Source organism: Paraburkholderia sp. GAS41 (genome assembly GCF_050436545.1).
In the GTDB taxonomy this organism is placed as follows: Bacteria; Pseudomonadota; Gammaproteobacteria; order Burkholderiales; family Burkholderiaceae; genus Paraburkholderia.
In genome coordinates this window covers 19,103-41,234 of record NZ_JBNDMK010000030.1, presented here as the reverse complement: position 1 = coordinate 41,234, position 22,132 = coordinate 19,103, and the positions used below count along the sequence as shown (strand labels likewise).

The following is a 22,132-nucleotide window of genomic DNA, read 5'->3' as shown; positions in this document are numbered from 1 at the left end:
ACGGAAAACCGAAATGAGTCAGATCGATATTTTCACCCTCGAGATCATCCAAAACGCGTTGCAGGCGACTACCGACGAGATGTTCGCGGCAATGCGCAAGACGGCAATGAGCCCTATCATTTATGAAGTTCTTGATATGGGAACGGGAATCACCGATGCCAGAGGCAATCTCGCTAGCTCCGGTGCCGGTATGCCGCTGTTTGTTGGTGTGCTCGACAAGGCAGTGAAAAAGATTCTGGAACAACATGCGCAACCAGGCGAAATCGAGCCAGGCGATATCTTCATTACGAATGATCCGCACAATGGCGGCGGTGTAACGCATCTTAACGACGTAGTGCTCGCAATGCCCGTATTTTCAGGCGAAACACTTGTCGCTTGGACCGCCAACATTGCCCACTGGAACGACATGGGTGGAATGGTACCCGGTTCCATGTCGACAGACGCCCGCGATATGTACCAGGAAGGCTTGAGACTCGCGTGCGTAAAGCTTGTCTCGAAGGGACGGCCAATCCGTTCCGTCATGCAGATTTTGCGTTCGAATACGCGCATGCCGGACTTCATGGAAGGCGACCTGTGGGCGGGCATCGCGGCCGTACGAAGCGGTGCAAATCGCCTCGTTGAACTGACAGAAAAATATGGGACTGAAATTTTCCTCAGGGCTGTGGATGACTTTATGGATGTTGGCGAGAAAGTTTCGCTGAAAGCCTTGAAGGATGGAGTGCACGGGCGCTTTGTCATGCAGGAGCCTCAAGACGATGGCCAGACATTCAAGGTGCAGGTTGAAGTCACGGACAGCGCAATGGTTATCGACCTGCGCGATAACCCGGACCAGGCGGCAGGCCCACACAATTTAAGTCGCGACGGCGCAGTCATCGCGGCGCAAATGGCCTTTAAGGCAGTGACCGCGCCTCAGGCCTTCACCAATGGCGGGAGCTTTCGCCCACTTACGGTTTTGACTCGTCCCGGAAGCGTGTTCGAAGCGGGTAACTCGGCCGCTGAAGGGTTCTACTTCGAGATGGTGATCCGTGTCTACGATCTCATCCTGCGCTGTCTTGCGCGGCATCTGCCAGATCGACTGCCCGCTGGCAGTTTCTCGTCGGTTTGCGCGACTATCATTGGCGGAGTCCATCCCGATACCGGCCGCATGTTCACATTGATCGAACCCGCTGTTGGCGGCTGGGGTGCTGATCGGGGCCGCGATGGAAATAGTGCAGTCTATTCCGGGGTGCATGGTGAAACCTACAACTGCCCTGTCGAAGTCTCCGAGTCTCGTTATGGTCTCTTCGTCGACCGGATGGAACTGAATGACGAGCCAGGCGGCCACGGGAAGTATCGCGGCGGCCGCGGGATTCGACTTGACTACGTCGTGCGATCCGACGGCGCTTTCCTGACTTGTGGCTACACGCGCGCGAAAATTCCGCCATGGGGGCTAGAGGGCGGGAAGGACGGATCGCTGAACTATATCGAAGTTATCCACGCAGACGGTGGCAACGCACGCCATTCTATGGTTAGCGGACTTAAGTTAAACCAGGGTGACATCATCCGCGTGCGGACTGCATGTGGTGGTGGATATGGTGATCCCGCCGAGCGTGAACGAAACCTGGTCATCGAAGACGTACGAAACGGCTATCTAAGCATTGAACTGGCCGCCGAAATTTATGGCGTCACAGTTGCGGAGAGCGGCAATCACGTCTAAAGACGATGTATAGGCTGAGAGGCAAAAGGATTTTTCGCGAGAAGTTCCGCCCGTTGATTTGCAAACGGAACGAAGACCGTTATTTCGATCAGTTTATCAGCTACTGTCTGTTTTCTGAGTACGTCGATTCTGATGGAATGCCTGTCGAGGATCAAGTACGTCACCGTTATCGACGCTCGTCTGATGGGGCCAGGCACACTCAAAGCACCTGCGTAATTGAAAAGCGTGATGATCCGCTGAAATGTCTCAGTTGGTCATCACTAAATGTCATCGTTCGGCGAACACGCAAGCGGAAAGTGGAGAGATTCTGGCATCAATACTTCTGAGATTGATAAACCTGGGATGTAGTTAACCTTTATATTTAGAAGGACGAAACATTGTGAAACCGTGCAGTCTTTATGGCGCATTCGCGGTCATGTCGTCAGTCGCGCTGATTTCGGCTCCGTTGCACGCGAACGCGGACGAATTTATCGGATTCGGTCAAGCAGCAGCGCCAGGGTCTTGGGCGCTAGAGACTTTTCCTGTATTTCAGCATACAGGACCTAACTCCAACACGGTTTATTCGTCGATCGAGCCGGCGTACTTCACGGAAACGGGTTTTACCGAGACACATCGCGACCAGTTCGAATTGTGGGCGGCCGGATCGCCAGGCTATTCGAATACCCACGGGGTTCCAGGAGGAAGCGCATTTGGTTTTGCCTCTCCCAATCTGGCAGTCGAGTATTACTTCAATGTTCTCGTACCCGATGCCGACCAGCCAGTCGGTTCGCCAGGCTACAAGACCTTTTGGACCAGCCCAACGCTCTTCGTCGTTTTCCCGAACGGAAGTTCGAAAAGTGCAGGATACGGCGCCGGAGCCAACCAGTATTCCTATGGATTAAACGTAGGAAATTACCTCCAGAATGGCAAGATTGGCATCACTTTTAATCCGATTGAGTTGTATTACGCGGGGCGAAATCTGAATGCGACTGACATCGGCAATGGTCAGTTGGAAAAACTACGTGGCGGGTTGAGCCTCACGCTGATGGACGTAGCGGCCGGCTATCAAGTTCGCGACGATCTTTTCCTGGGTATTCATCACGCATACGACATCTATAGTTGGAAAGGTTCAGATTTCGCTGAGGAGCGAGAGGGCAAGATTGGTCCAAGCTTCACATACCTCGGGTTGGCCAGGTACGGACTGTATGTTTCCGGAAACGTCAACTTCGACTACTACACGTCCTCTAACCTGAAGCACTCTATTTCAGTGACGATGTCGATATCGAAAACCCTATGAGGGGATGTCAAATGCCATCGGATCATTAGGTAGGCACGATGGGCGGTGGGCGGGGATCGAACCGAGGAAATGATCCTCAGATGTACGCGTGAATCTGGCCTTCTCCATGGATGCAGCAAGCAGTCGGAGTGCTACCGATCGACTTGGTGATAAGGGCATTCAAAATGTCCGGATCGCTCGCCACGTTTAAAAAAACATTTTAATTGGGCATCAAGTCGCGCGTAAAGCCGTAGACCTGCGCTTGTTTTATTCGAATGACTTCGGGCTCTTTCAGGGGACCGCTACCCATTAGAAACGCGTTGGTGTTTTGAGCAAATACAACCTATCGGTAAGGACAATTTCATGAATAGCCCTTCGCAAGACGTTGAAGTAATCCCACAGTTGACCTATCCTCCTGATTCTTCGCAACACCCGTCCACTTCTATAGGGCGTGCTCCAAGAGACACTTCGCTTTCTGTCGGTCAAATCTTCGAATCGCTTCCGTTGACGAGAGAGCATCTGAAATGCTGCTTTGCTTTGTTCTTCGTCTTCGTGATGGAGGCCTGGGAGATGATGATCATTGTTTATACATCCCCACTTATTGCACGGGAGTTCAAGCTCAGTTCCGTTGCCGTCGGTAACCTGATGGGGGCGATGTTTGTCGGAATGGGAATAGGCTCAGTCATCTGGGGCCCTATTTCGGACCGCATAGGCCGGAAAAAGACGATCATTTCCAGTTTTATGCTTTACGGTATTTTATCCTTGGCAAGCGCATTTTCGCCGGACTATTCGACTCTGTACGCGCTACGGTTGATGTGCGGGGTGGCGGCAGCTGGCGTGTTCGTCGTGGTGTTTCCTTACTTTACTGAATTATTACCTGTTCGCTCACGCGGCCCCTTTACCACCTACCTGGTAGCTGGCTGGCCAGTCGGCGTGTTTTTTGCTCTCGGAGCCACAATCTGGTTGACGCCGATGGGGTGGCGCTGGGTGCTTGGTATGAGTTCGCTCGCAGGGCTCTGGGCTCTCGTGGTCGCCTGGCTGGTACCCGAATCTCCTTACTGGCTGGTTGGTGTGGGACGCCCAGAGCAGGCACGAGCCTCGATTTTGCGACTCAGCCGAGGCGCGACAGTGATTTCGCCGCAACAGAACCTGCATGTTGAGAAGGTCACGCGTGGTGCTTGGCGGAACATCTTTTCTGGCCGTGTTTTGCCGATGACGTTGCTTCAGATTGCCATCAACTTTACGTTATCCTGGGGCTACTGGGGATTGCAGACGTGGTTACCTACGCTGTTGCAGCAGCGGGGCCTAAGCTTGCCGCAAAGCTACGGTTTTATAGCACTCTCAGCCGCCTGTTCAATCCCGGGTGGCATGAGTGCGTCGTACCTGACGGGAAAGTTTGGACGAAAGAAAGTGATGATTGCTTATATAGCAATGGCTGTGGCCGCAGGGTATGCATTTGCAAACTCGCAAACGATGACGGCTCTTTATGCCAGCAATTTCTCGCTTGCATTCTTCAGCCTGGGTGCTTGGGGAGTGTGGGACACATGGATCGCCGAAATGTACTCTACTCAACTACGCACAGTCGGCTATAGCTGGGCGGTGTTTGCACAGCGGCTTGCCAATATGGTTGCTCCTTCGGCCATCGGCCTTCTGATTGCCCAGGGTTACTCTTTCAACGTCACAACCACTTTCATTAACCTGTTCAATGCTGCGGCCGCCATGATGGCCCTGTTCATGCCGGAGACTGAGGGGAAGGATCTCGCATAGCGCCGGAATGCGCCCCACAGCAGTTTTGGCCGAACAGTGGGGCGGTGCATCGATCTAGGATTGACGCCGTGCCTCAATGTTGCTTAGTCCTGATCTATCAGTGTTAGATCGCTGGGTTAGCGAATCAAGTGCGCCTGTTCGTTTTTCATCTATCGGATAGAAGATGGATTCTGTGACACGACGTTACTTGCAGGAGCTGTACCGCTTTAACATGAGGAAACTGCCCGTGCCACAGGGCGCCATTCGGTTGAGAAGCTTTTTACTGTTCCTAGTTGGTGACCCTACGTTTCAGATGGACAAGCGGATGCATATGAAAAATCAATCGATAGGAGAATCAAAAATGCGTGCCCAAGCTTTTAAAGGATGCATGGGATTGCTGCTTCTAGCCGCCGCGTTTGGCGTCTACGCACAGAGTGGCGGAGGTCCGGTTTCACCCGCACAGGCCTCCGAAATAATCGCTCGGCAAAATAGTGACAAACAGACATCGGCCAAAGTTTTTTCGGCTATTGTCAGCGCCGGCGTTGATGGTTCGAAACTCAAGGTTCGCGCATATAAGGGTGTCGTGACGCTTCGAGGCTCGGTGCCCGACGCCGATCAGGTTCAGGCGGCTTCCGCAGCAGCGGCAATTGTGCCGGGCGTAAAGGCTGTCAAAAATCGATTAGGCGTTAGCCAATAGTTTGAAGGCCAGGGGCGCATTGTTCGAACTCTGATCTGCAATGGCCTGGGCTAAATCTGACGGTGGTCGGCTTCTCGTGCTGTTGCGCGGTGGCGCGGAGGACATAGACCGAAGCGGGAATGCGCGCGGCTAACCGCAAGGAGTCCATCACGACTCGGGAACAGAAGGTCGTCCGCGCCAAGGTCGGTATGCCCGGACTGACCCGGCAACCAGGTAAAGTCAGCCAGGCCTGCCGGGTAAGGGGATGTTTCCGGATCCGCTCAGGCGCTAAAAGCGACGCACCGAAGTGAAAGGTGGCTAGATTTGCTGCGATCGATCGATATATGACCTGGGGGTGTCGCCGAGCATTTTTCGAAAGAAGGAAATGAAAATGCTGTCGCTGGAGAACTCCAGTTCCCCCGCCGTGTACGAAATACTGTGCCCGGTGGCCAGGAGTTCTATCGATCGCATCAGACGCCATTGCTGACGCCACTGTTGATACCCCATCCCGGTCTCTCTCTGGAAAATGCGGGTAATGGTCTTCCCACTTGCCCCGACCGCTTCTTCCAGCACCTGCAATTCCGGTGGCATGCGATCCGGCTGGGAGGTCAGCTTCACGAGGCGGCGATCGGAGGGTAACGGCAGCAACATTGCCTCCTGCGGCGCATCGCTTATTTCGTGAATACAGAGTCCGAGCAGGTGCGCATGCCGACCATGGCGCCAGTCTTCATGAAAATCCGCCAGTGCGATTGACTCAAGGACCGCGCGCAGCAATGGGCGGACGTCGATCACGCGAACAACGTCCGGTAGCGACGTGCTCAGGTCTGGCCTGAACCAGAGCGACCGATAATCGACCGTTTGCTGCATCACCGCGCGATGTGCCGTGTGCGGTGGAATCCAGACGGCGCGCGATGGCGGAAGCAGGCACAACCGGTCAGTCAGGGTGATCCGGATGCAGCCACGCCGCGCGTATAGCAATTGCCCCCGCTGGTGCAGATGCGAGCCTGAATCGTGATCGCCCAGCGAGGTCGCAAGACCAATGACCTCGGCATCGAAGGTGTCGGGGTCGAACGTGTCAGTTGCGTCAGTTGCGTCGAGATAGGGCATGCAAGCCATTGTCCCATTTCAGATATTTTTTGTCCAAAAACCTGTAACCGGACTGGTGAGAATGATCGACCATAGCGTCTTTCGTCAGGAGGACGGTGTCATGCAAGCGAGAGGTCTGCTCCCATTATCCATCGCGTTGTTGATGTTTCCGCAAATCGCCCAGACCCTGTTCAGCCCGGCTCTAGCCGACTTTTCACGGGCATTTTCGGTTCCTCCTGAAGCGGCGAGCCAAGCCCTTGCGGTTTACTTTGTCGCGTTTGCTTTCGGCGTACTGGTCTGGGGACGCGCATGCGACCGGATCGGCCGCAAGCTGGCGATGTTGGGTGGCTTGTTCGTCTATGCAATCGCCTGTTGTGCCGCGTTTGTTGTCACCACGTTCGATGGTTTGCTGGTATCTCAGGCCGCTGCTGCTTTCGGCGCGGCCGTCGGCTCGGTTGTCACGCAGACGGTGCTCAGGGACCGCTACGCAGGGGCAGAGCTAGCCAGAATTTTCTCGATGGCGGGCATGGTGCTCTCCGCTGGTCCCGCCATCGGGCTGTTCGCGGGCGCGGCGCTGGTGCGCAGCTTCGGCTACGAAGGTGTGGTGGCCGCTCTATTCGTACTCTCGTGCGTGCTGATTGTCTGGACCGTGACCGCGCTGCCCGAAACTCGCCCGCCGCGTCGTACGACCGAGCCGCTTTCCGCAACGTTGAACCTGATGCTTCGGGATCCGCTCATCTGGCGTGCCGCCCTGCTGGTTGCTGTATTCAACGTCGCGCTTTATAGCTATTACGATCTCGGCCCATTCGTTTTCCAGCGACTCCATCTTGGCACCGAGATGTACGGGTACAGCGGAGCCTTGCTGGCGCTAGGCTCAGCGCTGGGTGCGTGGATCAATCGGCACAGGCTCAAGGCGGGCAGTCAGGCCGAAAGCATGCTGCGAATGGCAAGCGTGTTGATGCTGGGAAGCGCGCTTGGCGTCGCTGTCTTGCAGGACAGCGCGTGGTTCCTCGCACCAATGCTGCTAGTTGTAGTGGCGTTCGGTGTCGCCATCCCCAATGTGCTCGGCCACGCGCTTGTCGCCTACAAGGACAGGCTGGGCTCCGCGGGCGCGCTGTTCGGTTTGATGTACTACCTGGCGATCGGCGTGGGAATGATGTTAGCCGCGTCGACCCAAGCGCTTGGCGGAATGCTAATCGTGTGCGGCGTGATCGCGACGATATTGTGCTTGTTTGGGGTTGGTGCAGGGCGTGAGCCACGTCAACACAACACGCACAGCGTAGGAAAATCTTAACCCTAGCGTTCTAGCATGGACCTTGGCATGAACCAGCAAGCGCAAGAATCGAAATCACCTAACACCTGGATGTGGGTGGGCAAGCTCGCACCGCCCGAGACGCAACTGGAAGCGGTGCCGCGCCACGACTTGCTCTGCAAACTTCGGCACCATTTGGTTAGGCCGTTGACGTTGGTCGTATCGGCGCCCGGCTTCGGCAAAACGACATTGCTGGCACAGTTTCGCTCGGAGCTACTCCTGGGCAAAGACCGTCTACCCGTCGCCTGGTTGTCGCTGGACGAGGCTGACGCTGATGCGAACCGCTTTCTTACCTATCTTTTGCTGGCGCTCGAAGGTGCCGGAATAAATCTGGGGGGGCTATCCCCGAAGGCTCACTCGCGGGCCCTGGATGCTAGCCCTCAACGCACCGTGACTGCGTTGCTGCAAGCCCTTGCAGGTGAAGGGCGTCGCATCACGTTAATGCTTGATGACTATCAGCGAGCGGAGTGCGACGCAATCGACGGAATCTTGCTGACACTGCTCGAGCGCGGTAGCAAGTGGCTGCATCTGGTCGTGGGCAGCCGTTCTCGCCCTTCATGGCCCATTGCCACGCTAAAGGCTCGTGGATTGGTGTACGAGGTGGAGGCCAGCGATCTAGTGCTTTCGCTTCCTGAGGCGTCTCAGATTCTCGGCCCGGAATTGGGCCCGTCGGCGCTTGCCACGGTTCATGCGAAGACGGAAGGTTGGGCTGTGGCTGTGCAATTGGCGCGTCTCTGGCTGGCGCGCGGCAGCGGGTCGGCATTCGGATTTCCGTCATTTTCTGGGCGCGTGGCGGAGATGGCGGAATATTTAGCCGAGCAGATCTTCGACAACATGCCGGAAGATTGTCGCGAATTCCTGTTAGAAACATCGCTACTGGAGCGCTTCAATGCTGAGCTTGCGGATGTCGCCCGGGGCCGAACAAACAGCGCTGGCGTGCTGATGCGTCTGACGCAATTCCACGCCTTGCTTGTTCCTTTGAATGCTGATCATAGCTGGTTTCGTTATCACCTGTTGTTGGAAGATTTCTTACGGCCGCGGCTGGACATGCCCCGGGCGCAGCAAATCCACCGTGCAGCTGCCGGGTGGCTGGCGGAGCAGGGCGATTGGGTGATGGCGGTCTCACATGCGCTACGAGCGAATGACACACAACTTGGCGTAAGACTTGTCCTTCATGCCGGGGGATGGGAGGTTGTGCTAAAGAAAGGAATCGGCTATGCGCAGGGTTTGCTTCAGCAGTTCGATGACCTTGCCCGGCGCAGCGAACCCCACCTCATCCTCATGCAGGCTTATCTGCAGGCCAAGCTAGGCAACGAGGCGTTGGTTTCGGAACTTCTCCGTCTAGCGCAGGTTGCCGTGAAAGGTGACGCGCGTCTGGAGCGCGACTTTGAAATCATACGAGCGTTGGCGGATCTCTATTTTGATAACTTTGAAGACCCGGCGTCCTGGCCGCTGACTGGAACCGAGGCAAGCAACCGTATGCCCGACGATCCCCTCGCTCAAGGCACCTTGCTATCCGTCGGCGCGGTAGGTTCGTTGGCGCGAGGCCGAATGGACCTAGCAATCCAGGCGTCCAGTGAGGCGCGCGCGCAGATGCGTCTGGTCGGGAGTCCCTTGGGCGAAAACTATTGCCTCATGCATAGTGCCTTGGCGCTCACCATGACTGGACAAATTACGGCCTCAAGGCAATTAATCGATGAGGCCCTGACAATGGCAGAGGCGAACTTTGGCACCGAGAGTTCCTTGAAATCGATTGTCGGCGCTTTCAAGGCTCAGCATCTTTACTGGGGAGGCTCGTGGACGGAGGCGTCGCGATTGATACAGGAGGGACAAGACACGCTTGAAAATACTGACGGATGGTTTGATGTTTTTGCCGCTGCCGCTGAAGTTTCATGGCGTGTGGGTGTTCGACACCACGGAATGCAACATGCGTTGTCGGTGCTGGATCATACGGCTCAGATAGCCAGAGACCGTCATCTGCGCCGGCTTACGAGCTTAGTACATGCGTGGCGCGTGGACCTCCTGTCTCAATGCGGACTCGCATCCGAAGCGCAGCATGAGGCTCGAGCCGCGAATCTTGATGCTACGTGGCCATCCTCTTTCGAGTCCGGCTTCGATTGGCGTATTCGAGAGGCCAGCGCACTAGCACTGGGGCGCATGCAACTGGCGACGGGAGCAGCAACCGCTGTGCTCTCACGTCTGCAACGCAATGCAGAATTGATGGAGCAAGCAGGATTGCGGTTGCCAGCGCTCCGCCTGCGGATGCTGATGCTGGTTGCCAAACGAAAAGTACAAGGAGGCGAAATTGCACAGATGGAGGTCAGCGAAGGCCTTTCGCTGGTGATTACCCATAACGTCCCTGGCCTCCTTCTTGAGGTGGGCCCTTCCATCCTGCCGATCGTACAGCGGATGGAAGGCGGACTGCCTGTGGCTGTATCTACGGCGATAACCCAGCTGCGGGGGTGGCAGGCGCACCCAGTACGACCGCGAGCTCAATTCAGCGGCAAGGAAACTCAAGTCCTGGTGCTACTTTGCAGAGGCCAATCGAATAAGGCGATCGCACTGGCGCTTGATATCTCCGGAAATACCGTAAAGTTTCACCTCAAGCAGATTTTTCAGAAGCTAGGGGTTGAAAATCGTGCCGCGGCGATTAGCGCTGCATTGCGACAAGGACTGCTCGCCTCTGAACCCTGATTAGGGCTTGCCTTGCCAACCTACACCGCATCCGACTCCTTACTACCGTCCAAGATGGATTGTCGCTATACCGGCTGATTATCCGCGAAGCAATGCCAGTACCTCTCGGTGCAGCACAGGGAGTGATATGGACCCCAAATCCGCCGCGGTTAGTGCTGGAGTCGCATCCCGTGCGAGCGTGTGATTGCTGTTGTTGGCCATGGTCGGAGAAAGACCATCTGTTCGAAGAGCGGGGCGCGCTGCGAACGCCCGATGAAGTACCTGCCACGCGTCCTCATCAAAAAGAGACCTCGGTCCTTTTGCCAGCCTGAATTTTTCCACGTACGTCGCTGCAACCCCGCACTCGGTCATAGGAGCATTCGCGTTCAACTTCAAGAGCGAGGTGGCGCGTCGACAGGGTGCGACGCGCGCTCACACGTACCATGATGTATGGCAGGGGCTGCGCACTCTCGGATCGGAGACGAAAGGTGCGGTGGGAACAAAGGTGCGCTCGGACCCCGCTCTCTATCCTCGACGCGACGACGAGGGTCAGGAAGTGGTGATCAGGAAACCGGGCTTGCCAACCACGGCCACGGCCTGGCAACGTTCGGACTTGATCGCGTCGGTCGTACCCGTCCATCCCGGGTGTCGGTCCCATCACGGCGAGCGTGCTAGCCGCCGAAATGGGCGATGGCAAGCAATACGGCTGCAGCCGGGACTTCGCCGCGTCGATCGGGTTGGTACCTCGCCAGTACAGCACCGGCGGCAAGGCCAACCTGCTGGGGATCAGCAAGAGAGGCGACAAGAACCTGCGCAGATTGCTGGTCCAGGGCGCACGATCGTAAATGCAGCGGCTCGATACGCAGTCGGGCCGTCTGGCAGACTGGGTCCGCGCGATGCTGACGCGCCGACACCCGAACGTGGTGGCCTGCGCCTTGGCGAACAAGCTGGCGCGCACCGCGTGGGCGCTGGCGACCCGTCACTCGACATTCGATGCCGGATCTGCCGCCCCCGCTTCCGGCTTTACCGAAGTCTACCCATCTGGTTTTGCGATCGCTGAAATTTGATGACGTGAACGGCACACCGGCCTGACGAACAACCTGCCAAAAAAATTGGCTCTCGAAGCCGATGGGCTTTTCAGGATCGTCAGGCGCGACTCTCATCGTGGCGCGGGGAGATATCCGCACAACGACGCCGGATAGATTTAAGCAAGCCAACCACAACGTCAAAAATCAAGGTTGCAAAAACGGGGGTGACCATAGATTTTTTTCGCTTGCGATTTGAGACGCTGGATTTAAGCTGGATCGAAATCGCAACCTTTCCAGTCAATGCAGCAAACGGGACCTCCTAGACTGGTGGTTATCACCCGCGTCCCTGACGCATCGATCCGCCGGTTTCCGGCATCATTTTGCCCGTTGGGACCACGTCCCCGGGGCGTCGTTCAATTGGGCACCTTTTAGCGAGGAACCCCTGAACCCGTCAAACCCCGCAGACGCCAGTCGCGTTTCGATTGCACGTCTCGAAGCGGCAATCAACGTCTGGCGCGATGCGCAGTTCACCGTTCCAGAAGCAGGCGAAATACTCGTGCTCGACAGTGAGAGCCGGTGTCTTGCCGACCTGTACGGCCAGATGATCTACAACGGATGGACAAGCGTTCCGCTGGCTGCGCTCTCGCAGACCCAGCGGGACGCCCTGGCCGCCGCTGAGGCATAAGCCTCGACCTTTTCCCAGCGTCGAACGACGCATCGATCCGCCGGCTTCCGGCACTCAACCTTTCCCGCGGGGACACGTCCCTGTGGGATGTCCTTGCGGGTTTTCCTTTGCGAGAACCCCATGAATGCATCCGTAAAAGCCACTGTGGCGAACACCGCCAATCAGGCACCTGCAAACCAGGTGACTTCATCCCAGTTGGTCGAACTGCTTACCGCCTATGTTCCGGCGCGTTTGCCGGTGCTCATTACCGGCCGTCCGGGTATTGGCAAGAGCGATATCGTGGAACAGGTTGCGCGAGCAACCGACCACGAACTGCTCATCAGCCATCCGGTGGTGGAAGACCCGACGGATTCAAAGGGTCTGCCATTTCCGTCGCCCGACGGCAGCACGGCCTCCCACCTGCCGTTTGGCGACCTTGAACGGGCGGTGCACAGCGCCTTGCCTCTGATCTGGTTTCTCGATGACCTCGGACAGGCCTCTCCGGCTGTTCAGGCCGCGAAGATGCAACTGTTGCTCGCGCGGCGAATCGGCAACCACGTGTTGCCCGATCACGTCACCTTCATTGCGGCCACCAACCGGCGCACCGACAACGCGGGGGTGACGGGGATTCTGGATCCCGTCATCTCGCGGTTTGCGACTGTTGTTCAGCTGATCCCGACGATTCAGGACTGGTCGACGTGGGCAGTACGTAACAACGTGCCGCCCGAGCTGATCGCGTTCCTGCGCTTCCGGCCAGATCTGCTGTCTGTCCAGAAAACCAGCCGGGACATCGAGAACTCGCCAAGCCCGCGCAGCTGGGGCTTCGTCGGCAAATCGATGAACGTGGTGCCGAAGTCGCTCGAACTGACCTCCTATGCAGGTTCGGTAGGAGAGGGCGCCGCGACCGAGTTGCTCGCCTTCCTCGGCATCTATCGCGAGTTGCCATCGCCCGATGCGATCCTGCTGTCTCCCGAGACGGCGATCATTCCGGAAACGTCCGCGGCGCTCTATGCGACAACGACAGCGTTGGCGGCACACGCGACCGAAGGCAACTTCGACCGCGTGCTGACCTACAACGACCGGCTGATCGACGCGGGACACCGCGAATTCGGCGCGCTCCTCGCGCGTGATGCCATCCGGCGCACGCCGACCCTGCAGAACACGCACGCATTCATCCGTGCGCAAACCGGTTCCCTCGGAGAAATCATCCGGGGCTGACCGGCAGGTCTTTCCCGCTTCATCGGTGCTTTTTTTTGCCACGGCCCGCTTGCGCGCGCCGTGGCTTTTTTCTTTCCGCTGCATCCATCCTATTTTTCTATTCAGGAGTTTTTCCATGAACATTACCGATATCAAATCGAAAGTCATGCTCGCGTCCGTCACCATCTCCATGTGGCAGGCCCGCTGCTTCGACGAAAAGGCGACGGAGGAAGTCGAGAAGTCGCATGAAACCAAGGGAATTGGACGCTTCAACAAGCGTCTGATGCCCGAGCATGCGCCGAGCTACAAGGAAGTGGTGTCGATCGGCAACCGAATCCGCTCGTACTACTACGACCACTCGCTGAAGTACGACCAGCTTGGCGTGCGCCTGCTGCCGACGATGATCTACATGGACTTCGCCGACCAGATGCGCAAGCTGAAAGACGAGTTTGATCTGGCCGTGTCGGTCTTCCTGACGGACTATCTTGACCTGAAGGAAAAGGCGCGCGCGGAGCTGAACGGGCTGTTCAACGAGGCGGATTATCCGAGCCTCGCGCAGATGTCCGGGAAGTTTGGCATCAAGATGGCCGTGCTGCCGTTTCCGGACGCAAGCCAGTTTGGTATCGATCTGCCCGACGACGTTCTCGCCGATCTGCGCTCTGAAATCGACCAGCATGTAGTGGCTTCGATCTCGACGGCCAATAGCGACCTGGTCGGCCGTCTGTACGAGGCCACCTCGAAGCTGGCTGACCGGCTGTACGCGGTCGGTAATGTGCGGCTCGACGTCACCAACCAGGTGCGCGAACTGTGCGAGTTGCTGCCGAAGCTGAATTTCAGCAACGACCCGAAGCTCACACACATTCTCGATCAGGCCAGAAAGCACCTTGCGGTTCATACCGGTGCGGATCTGAAAGAATCGCGTGTGCTGCGCTCGCAGGTCGCGTCCAAAGCCCAGGAAATCGAGGGGCTGATGGCGGCGTTCATGGGCAGTACACCAGAGCCGATGATCGACCAGGCGCCGGTGTCGCAGGAACAGACACCGCTTCTGCGACTCGTCGCCTGAGGTGGCCATGGATCCGCGTATCTCGAAGCAGCGTACTGCGCTTGTGCTGGACCAGCCGTTTTTTGGCGCGCTGTCCCTGCGCCTGAAAGTGGTCGAGGATCCGTCCTGCAAGACGTTCTGGACGGACTCGGTATCGATCGGCTACAACCCGGCGTTCCTCGCGGGGCTGAACGATCTCGAAACGCGCGGCTCGCTGGCGCATGAGGTCCTGCATGTGGCTAACGGCCATTGCTGGCGCCGCGGCGATCGCGATCCCGAGTTGTGGAATCGTGCCTGCGACTACGCGATCAATCCGATCGTTATTGATGACGGCATGTTGCTACCCAAGGGTTCGCTGATCGACGCGCGCTTTCGCGGCAAGTCGGCCGAGGAAATCTACGGCATCCTTGCGCAGGAGAAGCGGCAGAAGCAACAGCAACAGCAACAGCAGCAACAGCAGCAGGGGAAAGGGCAACAGGATGGTGGCAAACCGGGAGGGCAGTCTGGCCAGCAGCCAGACGATCCGACCGGGGGCAGTAGCCCGCCGCAATCCGCGAACGGCGCGAACACACCGTCCGCAAGTCCAGATCCGGCTGCGGCTGCGGCTGCGTCTTCCGATGCCGCTCCAGCCTGTGGCGAGGTCCGTCAGTACGTAGCCGACGACCGCGCGAAGCAGGAAGCGGAATGGAAAGTTGCCGTGCATCAGGCCGCGAAAGCGGCCAAGATGCGCGGCGGCATGCCAGGTGGTCTGCAGGGGATGATCGCGCAGGCGGTCGAACCTGCTGTCGACTGGCGGCCGATCCTGCATCGCTTTGCGCAGGATTCGTCGCCGACGGATTACAGCTTCGCGATCCCGAACCGTCGCTATCTGCATATGCGCCTGTACCTGCCGTCGCTGCATGAACCGGCGGTTGGCGACGCGGTGTTCGTGCGGGACTCGAGCGGTTCGGTCTGGGATGAGACCCAGGCGCAGTTCGCAGCGGAAATCCTTGCTGTGAACGACGCCGTGCGGCCGCGCCGGTTGATCGTGATGGACTGCGATACGCGGGTCACGCAGATCCAGACGTTCGAACGCGGTGAAGCCATTGACCTGCAGCCGGTTCTTGGTGGTGGGGGAACATCGTTCGTCGATCCGTTCAGGCGGCTCGCGGACGACGGCATTCACCCTGCGTTCCTGGTCTATCTGACCGACATGGACGGCCGGTTTCCCGATGAGGAGCCGTCCTATCCGGTGCTGTGGGCGTCAACGACGCCGCTGCGGCGCGCCAGACAGGCGCCGTTCGGTGAGGTAGTCGAAGTGATCTGTTAGTGGGGCAGGATGTTCGCCCGTTTCCTTGACCCAAGCCCGGCTATTGCAGTCGGGCTTTTTTTTGCCCGGCAGAATCGCGGGAAGCTTGCGCAGGAAAAGAAAAAGCCCGCGCGGTGGCGGGCTGAATCCATATCGGAGGAGACATGGAGGAGACGGGCTAAGTATAAACCCTTAACCGATTTTGGCAAGTGCATCGTGGCGGATTCGCCATCAGGCCCGTCTTCTCGCCATCGATGCTGGCGGTTCGCCCGCGCGAAAGCGCTCCAGGCGATCGCTCGCTTCGGCTACCGCCCGAAGCGGCGCCTGTCGCAACTGTCCGTCGTAGGTCGAGACGATGACAGCAAACCGGTCCACGGCATCGTTGTCCAGACGCCATTCGCCGGTGTCGCGCCCACGGTCAAACGCTGCAGAAACGTCGGCCTCGGCCTGCCGCATCTGCTCGAACGTCGCTTCGCCATAACCGGCTTCCGCGAGAAACCCGGTCAGGATCATGGTCTGTGTGAGCGTCTGTGCTGCATGAACATTGCCTTGCCGCCGGCGCATCGCATCAAGCGCGATATGCACGCGCAGCGCGAGATCGTCGCAGGTCGCCAGCGGCATGGGCAGCAGCAGGGTGCGGTTTTTTCGTGCTCGTGCAGCCTGTGGGCTTTGCCGGAACGGGATTGCTTTTGCCATCGGTCAATTGCGGTAGTAGAGGTGTGTGTTGATCGCGCGGGCTATATCGGCGCGCGGCGACGTTTTATCAAGTCGATTCCTGGCCCCGCTGCCGGCGAGCCTGCACGAACGCTTCGACATAGCGTATTGCCTGCTGGCAGTTGTCAAGCGACATGTCGTGGATGGAGGCGGGGGCGGGATCGAAACCGAGCTCAGTCGAGAGCCAGTGAAGCGCTTTGGCTCGTGCCGAAAACGGATTGACCGCATCGCGACGCACCTTGGCGGCGATCAACGGTTCCAGCGCATCGTGCAACTGGCTTTTGGCTTCACGCAATGCAGCGTCAGCAAGCCGGCCTAGCGGCACGTTGCGCGTGCTGCGTGAGTGGGTGCCAATCCACGCCTGGCATGCCGTACAGATCCAGATTGGTCCGTGATCTTCCCGATAGGGGTAAGTCTCTTCTCCGGCACGCGCAAGCACCGCTTTCGCGTCGCAGTAATCGCAAACTGGTTGCGGTAATGCCTTGACCGGTCGGCCTACGCGCATACGCTCGCCTCGTTGTGTTCAAAACCCATCGCACAATTATCCAGCGGGAAAACATTCAAAAGCTACACGATTTTCTGGAGCTTTCCGGAAAACAGGCTGTAACCGGTTATAGGCACTTCTGACTTTTCCGTTGCCCATGTCGTCATCGTCGCTCGACTACGGGTCAGGCACTTCGTCGAAAGCTGCCCGAATTAGCGTCGCTTTCGCTCGTCGCTCGTACCGGACAGCCGGAACAATAACTGCATGTCCGACGCTGCCGAAAACTCCCTGCTCAAGCTGCGCCCTCTCGAAGAGAGCGCGGTCAAAATGTTCTTTGAATCCGTGCGACCGCTGCGCGAATACTTCGAAGCGCCCGACGTGGCTGAAATCATGATTAACGATTTTCGGAACGTGTTCATCGAAAGCCGCGGCAAGATGCATCGCCTGGACCTCGAGCTGAACCAGTCCACGCTCAACGGCGCCATCCTGTCGCTCGCGACCTCGGTAGAGAAGTCGGCGCGTGCGGGTACTGCCCAGGGGATCATCAACGCGGGGCATTCGAACCTGCGTATCGCGGCCGTCATGCGGCCGACTGCGATCGACGGACACGCCATGTCGATCCGCAAACACCGCGACAGCACGCTTTCATTCGCCGACTACGTGTCGATGGGCGCTTTCTCGCGAGTCAACGCGCTTGACGAGAGTGCGCGCGATATCGAGTTCCCACAGGGGATCGAGAACGACGGAGTGGCCGAGGCATTGCGCCAACTCATCGTTGCCCGAAAGAACATCCTGGTTGCAGGGGGTACCTCGACCGGCAAGACGACGTTTCTGAACGCGTGCGTCGCGGAGATTCCGCACGAGGACCGCGTGATCTCGATCGAGGACACGATGGAACTGAAGCTTCAGGTGCCCAACCGCGTGCGCTTTCTTTCCAACGAGGAAAAGGGAGTGTCGACCCGCCTGCTGGTCGCACTGTGCCTGCGCTTCAGGCCCGACCGGATCATCGTGGGCGAAGTGCGCGGGGGCGAAGCCTATGACTTCATCCAGGCATTGAACACGGGCCACGACGGGGGCCTCGGAACCGTCCACTCGAACGACGCGCGCGGCGCGCTAGATCGTCTCGAGAGTCTCGCGATGCTTGGCGTTCCCTCCGGCACCCGGTGGGATCTCGCCGATCTGCGCAAGAACATCGCGAGCTGCTTTCACTACGTCGTGCATCTGCGTCGCACAGGCGAGCTTCGCCACGTTTCGGAAATCCTTGAAATCAAGGGTTTCAGTGACGGGGACTACATCCTCAAACGCGTCTTTTAACCACTGGAGCACCCATTGAAGTCCACACTCAAAAACCTGTCCGTCAGACTGCATACGCGGGCGTTCAGCGCCGCGAAGTTCCTCTTCGGTCGCAAGGAAATCCGTTCGACGCTCGTCGCCGTCGCGCTTGCATCGGTCGCACCAATGGCCTCGGCGGTCGACATGTCCGACCTTGGCTCGGCCACCGGCATCGTCTGTCTCATCTCCGCCTACATCAGCGGTCCGTGGCTTTACGCGATCGGCGTTGTGCTGATCATCGTCGGTGCGGTGGCAATCGGTAATTCCGAGAGCACCATCGGCAAGATGATTTCCACGGTCTTTGTTGGTCTTGGTCTCGCCTCTGTTGCCATTCCGATCGTCAAGAATCACCTGATGATCAACTACACCTGTTCGTAAGTCATCAACCCTCTGACGGTGCCATCAACCCGTGCGTGAACCCAGGAAAGTCAGTCGCTCGCTATCGCAGCCCCGTCAGATGGGTGGTGCCGATCGCAGCCTAGCCATCGCCAATGGAACCATCACGCTGCTGCTCTGCTACAGCAGCATGACGCCCGCATTTCTCCCCGTGGGCATCGGGCTCCACTGGCTGCTGCGCTGGAAGAGTTCAAAGGATCCGTGGTGGCGGGAGGTTTCGAAGGTCTACAACCGCTACGCCGATATCTACGAACCGGGCCCGTCGACGCGCTTTGCGGCGAGGTTCAAACGACCCTACGGATTTGATCAGGACCTGCCATGCTGAAGTGGAAACTGTCCCGCCGGCCGATCCAGGAGATTGCGCCGTGGGCAACGATGGTCACACCGGAGCTTGTCCTCGACAAGGACGGTTCACTGCTGACCGTCTTCACGTTCGAAGGCGTGGACGCGGATTCGCCGAACGCGGCCGATATCTCGGCTGCGCGCGATAACCTCGACCATGCGTGCAAAAACTTCGATCACCGGATCACCGCGTGGTGGCGTCTGTCGCACCGGCGCGTGCGCAGCAGCATCGAAGGGGCGTTCGCCGCGCCCGTCGACGAGCGGATAGACCGTATTAACCAGCAGGTCGCGACGAGCGGCAGGCACTTTCGCAACTCGCATTCGCTCGCGCTCGCCTACACGCCAGAAACGGGGATCAACAAGGTCTTCGAAAAAGTCGCGTATCACATGTCGGTGGGCGGCAAATCCGTCCTCGTTGCAATCTACGAAACGATCAAGGACCAGATACTCGCCCGTAGCGCGTTCGCCTTCGACGTGCAGAAGCTGACGTCCGACATCAGGCGGTTCGAATCGGTTCTCGACGCCTTCAAGGGTGGTGTTACGCGCCTGAAGGCGAAGCGTCTGGAACTGCAGCGCGCGCTCGCGTTCCTGCATCAGAGCGCCAATCCGTCGGTGCCGCCGCGCCGGGTCCGGTATCCCGTGACGATGCTCGATACGCACCTCACGGAGTCGTACATGACTGTCGGCGCGGAGCACCTGCTGTTCGAATCAGCCCACGGCAACCGATACGCAAAGATCATCGGCGTAAAAGAGTGGATGGGCTTCCAGGAGGCGGCGCTCGACGTCCTCGCCGAAGTGGACGCGGAACTCGACATCTGTGTGATGTTCAGGTTCCTCGACCGCAACAAGGCGACCAGTTACATCGAGAAGATCCGGAAGTTCTACAAGGTCGCCGCCTTCAACCCTGTCGCGATGCTCAAGGCCTACTTCACGAAGGAAGACCCGAAGAACGACGAAGGGCGCGAGCAGCTGGCCAAGGAAGCTGAAAAGGCGCTGGCGAAGCTGGTTGCGGACGGCCAGCAGTACGGCTTCGCGAATATCTCCGTTGTTGTCTACGGCGCGACCGCCCAGGAATGTGATGACGCGACCAGTGAGGTTATCGGTCTGATTGGCAATGCAGGGTTTGGCGTCATCCTCGAGCGCGACAACCTGGCGGCCTCCTGGGCGTCCACGCTGCCGGGGCGCTGGGACCAGCAAAAGCGTCTGCAATTTGTTGAAACGCCGGCTGTATCCGATATCGCTCCGCTACGCAGCGTGGCCGAAGGCTCCGACGTCAACGAATGGCTGACGCAGCAGTCGGGCCATAAAACCGGGCCGCTTAGCCTCTTGCCCACGCGGTACAAAACCCTGCAGCGGGTCACCCTCCATCAGCCGGGCGGCAAGTCGCACGCCATGGTGATCGGTCCGATCGGCGCCGGCAAGACGATCATGCTGAATTTCCTGATGTCGCAGTCCGGGCGGTACGGTGCGCGTCGGATCAAGTTCGACAAGAACCGGTCCACGCGAATTCCGACGGTGCTGTCCAACGGCAAGTTTGTCGACGTGACGGGCCGGTTCGCAGCGGCCACCCATGTCAATCCGTTGTCGCTCCTGCATGACAGGCGCCACTTTGCCTACGTTGCCCAGTGGGTGCAGATGGCCATTGAGGATGACGACTTCAGCTGCTCGCCACAGCAACAGACCCAGCTTTTCGAGGCGGTCGAAACGCTGGGTACCGGCTACGGCGCGGAATTCTGGACGCTTTCCAACCTGAACACGTTGCTGCCCGTTGAGCTGCGGGAGCGCTTCGGACTCTGGACGAAGGGCGGCAAGAACGGACACTTCTTCGACCACGCCGAAGACGCCTTTTCGCTTACCGACGACATCGCCATCGAGATGGGCGACCTGTTCGAAAACTATCCGGTCGCAGCGGCCCTGTTCATCGACTATGCGTTTTACCGGATAGCCCAATGGCTTGACGGCAAGCGCTACACGATCATTGAGGTCGAAGAATGCGGCTTCTTCTTCCAGTATGAACGCTTCTACAGGCGCCTCGAAATCTGGATTGTCACCATCCGCGGACTTAACGGAACCGTGGTGCTGGCGACCCAATCGCTGGGACAGCTGGCGCGCATCAAGAATTTCGAAATTCTGAAAGACAACATTCCGAATTTCTTCTATCTGCCCAACCGCGATGCGCGCAACAACCTTGCGCTTTACTGCGACGTGTTCGGGCTCACACGCGATCAGGTCAACATGATTTCTGACGCGGTACCGAATCGCGACTACCTGTGGGTGTCGCCGGACCATTGCCGCATGCTGCAGGCGTCCTTTCCGAAGGAAACGCTTGCGATGCTACGCGCAGACGGGCGCGCGCAGGCGGTGCTCGACAGGCATTTTGCGTCAGGCCGCACAGACTGGCGCGAGGGTTATATCAACGAAATCATGACGGCCGACTGATGAGGAGTGCAACGATGAGAATGAAATGCCTGCGTATCGCGACGCTCGTCGCCATGGCCACGCTAACGACTCAATCCACCTATGCGTGGGACGTCGTGTTCGATCCATCGAACTACGCGCAGAACGTGGTCACTGCGGCGAAGGCTGTGAAGGGTGAGATTTACCAGGATACCAACATCATCTATCAGTATCAGATGGAGGCGAACCAGCTGTTGCAGTCGACGGGTCTTAATCCGACGGCGATGAAAGCGCAGTACACCGAGATTACGGGCGATATCTCACAGCTCAACCAGTACAGGGACACGCTCACGCAACTGTACGGCAGTCTCCAGCAGGGCAGCACCTGGCTCGGGCAGGCGCAGACGTTGATATCGTCGTCGGGCAAAACACCCACGCAGTGGTATTCGGACATGAACGCGCTGTACAACCAGGGCAATTCGGTCGCCACCAATCTTTTCCAGACAGGTAATAACGTCTTTACCCATTCACAGCAGTTGGCGCAACGCCGCGCTGATCTGCAGTCGCAGCTTGCCCTGACGCCAACCGCGCAGGCTACCGCGACGCTCACCACGCACTATCTGGACATCGTGTCGAGCCAGAACGCCGATCTGATCCAGATGACCGCCGCCAGACAGCAGGCCGATGCGCAGGACCGGTCGCTTGCGAACACCCAGCAGCAGGCAAAAATGCAGGCGATGCAGAGCTTCACGACCCAGCAGGAAGTCGAGCGCGCACAGTTCAACGCGCTGCCCTCAAACTGAA

At 58.2% G+C, this 22,132-nt stretch carries 18 protein-coding genes and 1 pseudogene; 16 read left to right on the top strand and 3 right to left on the bottom strand.

What is annotated here, in order from left to right:
* Positions 1–13 precede the first annotated feature (13 nt).
* The 4 genes from P3T43_RS30510 (at position 14) to P3T43_RS30495 (ending at position 5,394) form a co-directional block, all read left to right on the top strand.
* Positions 14–1,696, top strand: coding sequence for a hydantoinase B/oxoprolinase family protein (locus P3T43_RS30510; RefSeq protein WP_429284721.1), 1,683 nt, complete (start codon positions 14–16; stop codon positions 1,694–1,696).
* Between the two features lie 415 nt (positions 1,697–2,111).
* Entirely contained in the window at positions 2,112–2,972 is an 861-nt protein-coding gene (locus tag P3T43_RS30505; protein ID WP_429284720.1) for a hypothetical protein, read from the top strand.
* A gap of 342 nt (positions 2,973–3,314) precedes the next feature.
* Positions 3,315–4,718: an MFS transporter gene (locus P3T43_RS30500; protein ID WP_429284719.1), complete on the top strand. Its 1,404-nt coding sequence runs from the start codon at positions 3,315–3,317 to the stop codon at positions 4,716–4,718.
* Positions 4,719–4,881: 163 nt separating this feature from the next.
* Positions 4,882–5,394, top strand: coding sequence for a BON domain-containing protein (locus tag P3T43_RS30495; RefSeq protein WP_429284718.1), 513 nt, complete (start codon positions 4,882–4,884; stop codon positions 5,392–5,394).
* 297 nt (positions 5,395–5,691) lie between these two features.
* On the opposite strand, the gene P3T43_RS30490 is transcribed toward P3T43_RS30495, so the two are convergent.
* Positions 5,692–6,480 (bottom strand): AraC family transcriptional regulator, encoded by a 789-nt coding sequence (locus P3T43_RS30490; protein ID WP_429284717.1) that lies wholly within the window; start codon positions 6,478–6,480, stop codon positions 5,692–5,694.
* Between P3T43_RS30490 and P3T43_RS30485 the strand changes: the two genes are divergently transcribed.
* The 7 genes and pseudogenes from P3T43_RS30485 (at position 6,479) to P3T43_RS30455 (ending at position 15,684) form a co-directional block, all read left to right on the top strand.
* Positions 6,479–7,753 carry an MFS transporter gene (locus P3T43_RS30485; protein ID WP_429284716.1) on the top strand — a complete coding sequence of 425 codons (1,275 nt, stop codon included), beginning with the start codon at positions 6,479–6,481 and terminating at the stop codon, positions 7,751–7,753. The two genes, P3T43_RS30490 and P3T43_RS30485, sit on opposite strands and share 2 nt — an antisense overlap.
* Before the next feature lie 27 nt (positions 7,754–7,780).
* Entirely contained in the window at positions 7,781–10,465 is a 2,685-nt protein-coding gene (locus P3T43_RS30480; RefSeq protein ID WP_429284715.1) for a LuxR C-terminal-related transcriptional regulator, read from the top strand.
* 614 nt (positions 10,466–11,079) lie between these two features.
* Positions 11,080–11,511, top strand: a pseudogene (locus tag P3T43_RS30475) (transposase); the annotation flags it as partial.
* Between the two features lie 232 nt (positions 11,512–11,743).
* A complete protein-coding gene (locus P3T43_RS30470) occupies positions 11,744–12,157 on the top strand; it encodes a DUF3717 domain-containing protein (RefSeq protein ID WP_429284781.1) in 414 nt (137 codons plus the stop codon).
* A gap of 120 nt (positions 12,158–12,277) precedes the next feature.
* A complete protein-coding gene (locus P3T43_RS30465; RefSeq protein WP_429284714.1) occupies positions 12,278–13,354 on the top strand; it encodes an ATP-binding protein in 1,077 nt (358 codons plus the stop codon).
* 115 nt (positions 13,355–13,469) lie between these two features.
* A complete protein-coding gene (locus P3T43_RS30460) occupies positions 13,470–14,396 on the top strand; it encodes a hypothetical protein (protein ID WP_429284713.1) in 927 nt (308 codons plus the stop codon).
* Between the two features lie 7 nt (positions 14,397–14,403).
* Positions 14,404–15,684 carry a vWA domain-containing protein gene (locus P3T43_RS30455; RefSeq protein WP_429284712.1) on the top strand — a complete coding sequence of 427 codons (1,281 nt, stop codon included), beginning with the start codon at positions 14,404–14,406 and terminating at the stop codon, positions 15,682–15,684.
* Between the two features lie 210 nt (positions 15,685–15,894).
* On the opposite strand, the gene P3T43_RS30450 is transcribed toward P3T43_RS30455, so the two are convergent.
* The gene (locus P3T43_RS30450) at positions 15,895–16,359 is read right to left on the bottom strand and encodes a hypothetical protein (RefSeq protein WP_429284711.1); all 465 of its coding nucleotides are present in this window, start codon (positions 16,357–16,359) and stop codon (positions 15,895–15,897) included.
* 67 nt (positions 16,360–16,426) lie between these two features.
* On the bottom strand, positions 16,427–16,882 hold the full coding sequence (locus P3T43_RS30445) for a zinc-finger-containing protein (protein ID WP_429284710.1): 456 nt from the start codon (positions 16,880–16,882) through the stop codon (positions 16,427–16,429).
* A 243-nt stretch (positions 16,883–17,125) separates the two neighbouring features.
* Here P3T43_RS30445 and P3T43_RS30440 point away from each other — a divergent pair, with 243 nt between their 5' ends.
* The 5 genes from P3T43_RS30440 to P3T43_RS30420 all read left to right on the top strand — a co-directional run bounded on the left by P3T43_RS30440 (position 17,126) and on the right by P3T43_RS30420 (position 22,131).
* Entirely contained in the window at positions 17,126–18,175 is a 1,050-nt protein-coding gene (locus P3T43_RS30440) for a CpaF family protein (protein ID WP_429284709.1), read from the top strand.
* Between the two features lie 15 nt (positions 18,176–18,190).
* On the top strand, positions 18,191–18,571 hold the full coding sequence (locus P3T43_RS30435; protein ID WP_429284708.1) for a conjugal transfer protein TrbC: 381 nt from the start codon (positions 18,191–18,193) through the stop codon (positions 18,569–18,571).
* 79 nt (positions 18,572–18,650) lie between these two features.
* Positions 18,651–18,914, top strand: a complete 264-nt coding sequence (locus tag P3T43_RS30430) for a conjugal transfer protein (RefSeq protein ID WP_429284707.1) — start codon at positions 18,651–18,653, stop codon at positions 18,912–18,914.
* The gene (locus P3T43_RS30425; protein ID WP_429284706.1) at positions 18,908–21,370 is read left to right on the top strand and encodes a VirB4 family type IV secretion system protein; all 2,463 of its coding nucleotides are present in this window, start codon (positions 18,908–18,910) and stop codon (positions 21,368–21,370) included. The genes P3T43_RS30430 and P3T43_RS30425 overlap by 7 nt, the downstream gene beginning before the upstream one ends.
* 14 nt (positions 21,371–21,384) lie before the next feature.
* Positions 21,385–22,131 (top strand): type VI secretion protein, encoded by a 747-nt coding sequence (locus P3T43_RS30420; protein WP_429284705.1) that lies wholly within the window; start codon positions 21,385–21,387, stop codon positions 22,129–22,131.
* Position 22,132: the final 1 nt, after the last annotated feature.